Source organism: Paenibacillus agri (assembly GCF_013359945.1).
Taxonomy (GTDB): domain Bacteria; phylum Bacillota; class Bacilli; order Paenibacillales; family Paenibacillaceae; genus Paenibacillus_AQ; species Paenibacillus_AQ agri.
The window spans coordinates 26,201-34,168 of record NZ_JABWCS010000179.1 but is presented as its reverse complement, the minus strand read 5'-3'; the positions used below and the strand labels follow the sequence as shown (position 1 = coordinate 34,168).

The 7,968-nt window shown below is 36.5% G+C and carries 5 protein-coding genes and 1 riboswitch; of the genes, 2 read left to right on the top strand and 3 right to left on the bottom strand.

Going from position 1 to position 7,968, the window contains the following annotated elements; translation table 11 throughout:
• Positions 1-142 precede the first annotated feature (142 nt).
• A riboswitch (ZMP/ZTP riboswitch) is annotated at positions 143-222 on the bottom strand.
• 289 nt (positions 223-511) lie between these two features.
• Positions 512-1,105 (bottom strand): chloramphenicol phosphotransferase CPT family protein, encoded by a 594-nt coding sequence (locus HPT30_RS02015; RefSeq protein ID WP_175369861.1) that lies wholly within the window; start codon positions 1,103-1,105, stop codon positions 512-514.
• Positions 1,106-1,497: 392 nt separating this feature from the next.
• The gene (locus HPT30_RS02010) at positions 1,498-2,538 is read right to left on the bottom strand and encodes a cupin domain-containing protein (protein WP_175369860.1); all 1,041 of its coding nucleotides are present in this window, start codon (positions 2,536-2,538) and stop codon (positions 1,498-1,500) included.
• A 1,720-nt stretch (positions 2,539-4,258) separates the two neighbouring features.
• Between HPT30_RS02010 and HPT30_RS02005 the strand changes: the two genes are divergently transcribed.
• Complete coding sequence (locus tag HPT30_RS02005; protein WP_175369859.1) at positions 4,259-5,224, top strand: hypothetical protein; 966 nt, start codon at positions 4,259-4,261, stop codon at positions 5,222-5,224.
• A gap of 429 nt (positions 5,225-5,653) precedes the next feature.
• Positions 5,654-6,958, top strand: coding sequence for a hypothetical protein (locus HPT30_RS02000; RefSeq protein ID WP_175369858.1), 1,305 nt, complete (start codon positions 5,654-5,656; stop codon positions 6,956-6,958).
• A gap of 339 nt (positions 6,959-7,297) precedes the next feature.
• Here the strand turns inward: HPT30_RS02000 and HPT30_RS01995 are convergent, their stop codons facing one another.
• On the bottom strand, positions 7,298-7,957 hold the full coding sequence (locus tag HPT30_RS01995) for a TetR/AcrR family transcriptional regulator (protein ID WP_175369857.1): 660 nt from the start codon (positions 7,955-7,957) through the stop codon (positions 7,298-7,300).
• Positions 7,958-7,968 lie beyond the last annotated feature (11 nt).

The window sequence follows — 7,968 nt, the reverse complement described above, 5'->3', positions numbered from 1 at the left end:
CGATCCATCTGGATCGCCTGGAAAAACGGGGGTAAAACCCTCGCTTTCCGACGGGCTCTTGCCTGAACGCAAAAAAGAAACCCTGGATATTTAAATATCCGGGGTTTCTCGACAATCTGAAAGTATTTGATCGAAAGATCAAATACTTTGCCCAGGCGTACGGCGTTATGAATATGTGCTCCCTCGTGGTTCTCCACGTTTACGCCAGTTGCACACACCAAATATTTACTTTATTGTATTTGAGGAATCCAAATAAAACAAGAAATAAAATAATCTAATCTATTCATTGTACCAATGAAAATTATCTGTACTGAGTTCTGTTTAGACGCAATTTGATTCAATAGTCCGTCGATAAGGGGATCCCAGCTATTACTTTCGACCTCTTTATGCCGGAATTTGGGTTGATATACGGTTATGACGATGAGAAGAAAATAATTCCGAAATCTTGTGGGCAGACTGAGGGGGCAATAGCCCAATGCTTGAATATGTTGTTATCTGATGCATTTGCCTATTATGAAACACTAATCTCTCTTTTACTTAATTTCTTAAATGCAGAGTAACCCTGATCGGACTTAATAAAACTTAATATTTTATCGGCACATTCGGTTGGACTCAACTTTTCCGTATTTACTTCAAGATCATATTCATTATAGGAATATACTTTGTCGAACTGGGAATGTGCTAGTCCAATTAATCGATCTCCCCTACTTTGCTCTCTTCTTGTGAGTTCTTCTTTCGAGCATCGTACGCCTACAAACAATATAGGATAATCAACAAGTAAATCATAAAAATCATTAAAATACTTGTCGTTTGCGATTATGGTATCTACTATTACATTAAAACCTAGTTCTGATAACAATTTAATTGTGGAATGGTACACTGATAATATGGAATCATCAACTATTTGTGAGACAACTTGATGATCTATTCCTCTTGGAGGTTCATCTGGAAATTTATTATTAACAAAATCATTGTAATTATTAAAAATATCATCAATTGATAAATGATAAAAAGGAATCTCTTTCTGATTTATCAGTTCAGTCGATATGGAGGTCTTTCCAGAACTTGACGTTCCGTTCAAAAACACAATGAGTCCTTGATTCACATGAATCACCCTTATCTATAAGATTTTCGTTTCATTCAGACAACCTTAATTCAACAAATTTCATTAGATTATCCAACTGGTAAAATATTCGAGGAACGTTTAAACTATCCTGCCAGATAGCTTAATGAATTTTGGGAGGAGTGCCCTCACATGGTATTTTTAGAAAAAAATTGTGCGGAGCGAAGGAGGGTAAACTCTGCCGTAACATCAGAAACCAATTCATTCGGCAATGGGTATAGCTAATTAAAAGCCTTACAAGCCCCGTAGAGCATAATAAAAGAGCCGCCCTTTATCGGTGGCTCTGCTTATTTCAGTCCTTATACAACCCCTCAATGGCTCTTAGCCTGTCTTCCTCTGTGGGCTTGAAGTAACGCAATATCATGTCAGCTGAACTATGACCGCTTCTTACCTTGATCCGGAGCAATGAAAAGGGTGTCGTTCGGCAGTTTTGCTGCTTCTTCCCTGGACATTTCAAGATTTGTAGACAGCACGTCAATGGGGTTGCCCGCAAGCCATTCGCTCAGATCAATGGCTTCGTAGTGAGCATTGTTGAATCCAATTAATACGCGGCAGACTTCCTCGCCCGTATTTTTGATATAGTGACCTGCACCCATCGGGGCATAACCAACGTCTCCTGTCTCAAACTGCTCTGTAACCGAATTGCCTTCTGCCAGAAATACAGTCATTTCAGCTTGTCCGCTGATATAATACTGCCATTCATCCGCATTGGGATGCCAATGCATCTCCCGTAGTGCACCCGGCTGAAGTTCGATCAGTGACCCCGACATCGTGGATGAGATGGGAAAGTCTTCGACCGTCACAGTACGCTGGGTTCCACCTCCGGGAGCACGTCGAGGCTGCTTGGCGCTTAGGGGATAACGATGCGTTGACGTTAGCTCTGAATTGCGGCGATACGCTCCGTCCGAGGAGCTGTCATTCGGGACAGGCCCTTTGACAAAATACGATTCTCCTTGAGGAAGCTGCGCCGCCCGTTCTTCCGTAATACCGAGATTTTGGGCGACAATGTTGTCAGGTGTTTGGGTCAAGAAATCCGTAATGCTAAAGGTATGCTCCTCCGAGAAATCCCCGTTATCAAAAATAAGAATAAAGTGACATTCTTCCGGACCAAGTCCCTGAATGGAATGGCCATAACCACGCGGGAAATACCAAACATCTCCTGGCTCAAACGTATCGGTATACGCGTGTCCGTCAGGATGAATGACTGTCGTACGACAGGAGCCACTGATGACATAACCCCATTCTGCTGCATTGGCATGCCAATGCAGTTCACGCATACCTCCCGGTTCCAATCGCATGGATACACCAGCAAGGCCCACGGAAGCGGGGAAATCCCGAACTGAAGCTCCGCGTGAAACCCCGCCCGTGCCTGTGTGAGGTTTTTTTTGCTCAAGTCGGTATTTGTAAGATGTCATGGTGGTAGACGCTCCTTATTTCAATGTGGGTATACATGTAAATAGATTGATATAGCGTTATTATTACCCACATCTTATGGAAACGATTCAGAGCAGGGAGATTGTAAGTTGGAAGTGGTGTGATATGATGGAAATGAATTGAAATTAGCAAATGTAGCTGGGTCTGAGTCGGAGATTATCAAAGGAAGGGAGATGGGGAATTTTGAGCCTAACAATGAAGGGGTTTGTAGTAATTATCATTAGCTTGATTGGTTCAATAATTCTACCTGTACTCATTATTCTATTATTTCATGTGATTTTTCCTGACTTTTATACCAAAGGATTTTTAACTGGAATTGGCCATGTCATAATTGGAGGTATAATGATGGTTCTCAATGTAATAATCGGACCGAATCTCATCGTACTTTACTACGAATATTGGGGAAGTCCCTTGTAGTAACTTCTATTGTTGAATTTTGCTCAGTATCTTGGAACTCCCTAATAGCTAGGGAACAATAAAGTTTAAATGATTTTAACAAATCTATTGTAATATTTTCCTCACCACTCAGATTTTTTGTGTTTATATCCTTATAAGTGCCTTTCTCTGCACGTTAATTGCTCCAACTAGTATATCTATCAATTGTGTTGGTATCATTAGCAAACCTCTTTTGTGATTTTTTAGTTATTTCACTTAGTTTTTTCTCAACGACGGGGTAACTTAATTAATATTACCTTTTCAATAATAACACTAATTTCACGCCGCATATCAAGAATAAACTGTTTGAATTGATATTTTTACAGTTTCCAGATACTATTTTCAGACGCTTCTATATGACTACGGCTCAAACTTGTTTATTTTCTCATTTGAAAACATGTTTTCCTACTCACCATATTCGCTGACAATTAGTCTTCTTGCTTTTGACATTACAACTATTTGCATCGTTTTAGTTTTGACTTCATACTTCTTATAGATTAAAAGGTGCTCATCACTGCATATAAAATTCACCAAATCGCCTCAACAGATAAGTTTCTCAAATTGTTCTCCGCCTACTTGGCTGTAATCATTTTATTTGGTTTTGGAGTTATACAAACTATTCTACAGACTCACCTTTGGTAAAACTATATTGTCCGTTTACCAAAAGGTCTCGGTTTTTTTAGGTTGCAATAATTTGGTGAGATCCGATTGTTTAGTCTTTCAAAGGTATCATTGCTGACAAATAAGCATTTTAACGAAAATAGGTAACTAGCGACTTATCAATCGTTAAAATCTACATTATTAGCTAGATAGATTTATTTTAAGTTTAAGTCGAAAGGCGATTAATATTGTATTTTTTGCTTGTAAATGGATACATGAAATTGAAAAAAATGTGGTAGAATTTGTTATGAGAAGTGATTAAAAGGGGGTCGGATATCCTGCTAAATGGATTGATTTTTTAAAAAGTAATTTTATTTAGATATAATTTGAAAGTATGAAACATAAGAAAGTTTCAAAAAGTTAATTTCATTTTACGGAAGGTGTCAATACCGTAATTGGTCCTAATGGTTTTGGGAAAACAAATGTCTCGTTTTCTCTAAGGCTTATCATAGATGAGAGATCACCAATATCTTTCATTAATATATTGAAGACCTATTATTACCGGTTTTTGAGTGATTGGAGGAAATATTGGGGAGTTATCAGTCTTGCTACTGGAAATTAAAAAACTCGAACATCACCATTACTTAGACTACTAGGAGGCTATTGATGAAAAGACTAATAACTATTTTTTCGACAGTTTTATTTGTGCTGTTTGTTACAAATAGTATTGTGCATGCTCAAGAGGAAACAACACCAATTACCCTCACAGAAATAGAAAAAATTATAGATGCAAAATTTGCTGAGCAAAGACCACTCACTGAGGATGAATTAACTAAAATTGTTCTCGAAATGAAAAATGAAAAGATTGCTAATCTTGAAGGGAATTTGTCTGCAATAATTGATACCTCTGCTTTATTTGTTGGATTAATAGCTTTAGCTTTAGCGACTGTCACAGGGCTAATAGGTTGGTACATTAAAAAAGGAATTGATGAAAAATTAAATAAAATTGAGGGAATTGAGAGGGATATTAGTAAAATTAACGCTAATATTCAATCAAAATCAAACGAAATTGAGGAGCAATATAAAGAAGTAAAGAGGTTTAAAGATGATCTGGATAAGTTCCATCAAAAACTTGATAGCTTTTCAAGTAAACTTAAAGAGCATAAAAATAACTTTGATGAACTATGTGATTTAAATGAAATAATGCAAAATGTTACAGATAGCATCATTTTAATATTTAGATACCTTAATAATACTAAGGATGCTGAACAAATTATTTCTGAAACAAGTCAAATAATTAAAATGCCACAAAAAGGCCTAAAATATGTCTTGTATAAATTAGGACTTAAGTTAGGAATGGAATTTAATAATATTGAGGATGTAGTGGCTCATTTAAAATACTTATCTGAAAATTTAAAAAAGGAAGAATCTAATTTATGGGATATAATGAATAATTTTGAAGGAGTTATGAATATAAAACTTTTAACGGATGCTGAAACTATGACTTTTTATGAAGAAATAGAAACTAACTATGAAGATTGGAACTCTCACTTAAATGAGATTAAAACAATAAAAGACATATGGATAGCGAATTTGAAAATGAATTCAAACAGTCAAAACGATGCATCATGATGAGAGATTAAAATGCAAGGTAGATAGCGCAGTATAATCATGATAATTTATTTTTAACTACAGAATGCTTAATCAGTATCTCGGATTAAAAAGGCTACCGAGGATAAATCATTTGCTTTAAATGGGGTAAACTAAGGGATTCTTTCAATGTCTGTAACCCCTAATAGCTAATAAACTTATATCTTCTTAACATAGGTCGGTCAATACAGCTTCTTAATCCATAGGTAATTACTACAGTTCGTCAGCTAGCTACTTTACTTCTTAAGTCTTAGTTGAATATAAATCACTATAAGTCAACGGATATCAACGCAATAAAGCTACTCTGGATATATGAATTTCATCAGATAATCTTTACAATTTGAGGATGAGACTGGATGGTTTGATTTTAATTTTCCCGAGTTTTTGTTAAGAGTAGGAGGTTATATGAATATGGAACCATTAGAAATTGAGAAGAATATTCCTTTTAAGTCTAACTTATTAACTAGCTGCCTTTATTGCGGTACTTCACTTCCAGCAACTAAGGCTGAGCATATTTTTAATTCCTGTTGGGGTGGGACACATAAAACAAGTCGGTTGATATGTGACACTTGCAACGAAGACTACTCATGTATAGACTCCATATTTGCTCCATATACTCAATTTATAATGAATGCTTGGCAATTTAAAGGTGAAAGACACCAAGAAATTCCTAGTATTTCAACTGAAGAAGGTTATACAATTGAAAAGGGCGGAAGACCTGTAATTAACCCCAAAGTGGATGTTATTCCTCTGGATGACGGCAGGATGAAGATTAAGGCTAATTTAAGAAGTAAATCTCAAGCTCGCAAGCTCATTCTTGACGAGAAAGACGTAATTGAAGAGAAAATAGGACGTGAATTGACTGAAGCTGAACTTGAGGAAATACGTGAAGAGATTCGCAATTCTGAATTTGTTACAGGAGCTCCAGGGATATTAAAAATTAATGCTCAGCTTTGCTTTGATGACGAATACCGCTCCGCAGCTCATACTCTAATTAAATGTTTGGCATGTTTTGATCCAGAAACTGCAAAAAGCGACTTAACGAAGACAATAAGAGATTTTGCACGTTATAGCCATGGTGATTGGTTGGAATTTGCGATAGAAGCATCCTCTATTTTTTCATTTGAAGACATTTTTAATACATATAGTCATCATATAAACTCTGCAGTGATCTACTACTCAGAATTCCTAGGTAAAATAATCGGCTCCTTAACTATACTGGGACGCATAAAACGATGGGTAATTCTAGCGCATAACTATACTGGGCCAGATCGAATTTTGTACGTTCAAGAAAAAGTTAGAAGTGGAGGGGTAATAGATAGGGTTAAAGTAAATTTACGCGAAAAAAATATACCTTTAGTTCAAACAGAATTTAAACCTCCTTCTATTAACCAATTAGTAAATGAATTTTATCTTCTAGCTAAAATCACTATGGAAATTGAAGCGCCATTTTCAAACTTTTTATCTAGTTTTAAATCAGCAATTACAAGACATACTGTTATTAACGAGTATTTTTTAAAAGAGATAGTCGAACTTTATGTAGAATTCTTGAAAATTATAACTAACATTGAAAATGTAGAAGAGATAGAACAACAAATATGGGAGTCGGGTCTTTCTGATATATTATCGAAATTTCATGATATGGAAATAAATGAGATTAAAATACAGGAAGAACTATTGTTTTTTTTCTCTGTATTAATAGAAAAATTTAGATAACGGATAATGATAAGGGATGGAATAGCATAACATCTGGGATCTCTGTTGAGAAGGTAGAAAGTCACACAACGAGTTTTTTAATAAAATGCTTCGCAAAGCAAGTGGGAGAAAGATGGCCCAGATTTCGTTTGCGGTTGTATTAAAATTAAATTTACTGAATCAAAATATGAATTATGCAAAACGCCTACATAAGAGAAAGCTTGAAAGGATATGTTTAGTGGATTAAATCTTCAAAAAGAGTTGACCTCGTGATTTGCGAGGTCAACTCTTTTTGTTTGCAAAATCTCCGTTTCTAAGGCTCACGTCGTCTTATTGCTACCCTCATCTAAGCTCAAATCTCTAACAAGACAACGACCGATTAAACTTATACACGAAGTGCTGAATGACCGGTTCAATCAACGAATCATCCACGATATCGAGCTTCTCTGCTTTGAATAGCTGTATTTTTTTGAGGTTGTAGTAATCGTACAGCACCTGTTCGATGGAGATTTGGTTTTGCAGCAGATATTTCATATTGATGATTTCCCGCAGCAGCAGATCATCCTGAAGCAGGATCAGACGCTCGTTGATGGGATTGAAGATACCTTTTTCTTTTCCTTCGCGATAGAAGATGAGGGCTTGTTGTTCCCGTCTGCTCAGAACCGCTCTCAATTGATCGTATAGCTCCGGGTAGATCGTCTGAAGCTCCTTGAGGAAGATGTCGGTGACTTTACCGACGAGTGATACGGTCTGGTCGAACAGCTTTTGGAACCAGATCCCAAACGAACGCTCATCATCTTCGGGGTTGCGATCTGCGAGTCTTTCGATATAATCGACAAAAACTTGCACGACACCCGCTATAACTTCCTCTTTGGATGAAAAATATTTGTACATAGTCGCTCGGCTTACATCCATATGCTTAGCGATGTCATCCATCCGCAAATGTTGGAATCCATCCTTCATCCCGGAATGTATTAGTTTTTTGAGTAGTTTTTCTCTCGGTTCCACTTGTGTACTCATTGTGTTGATGT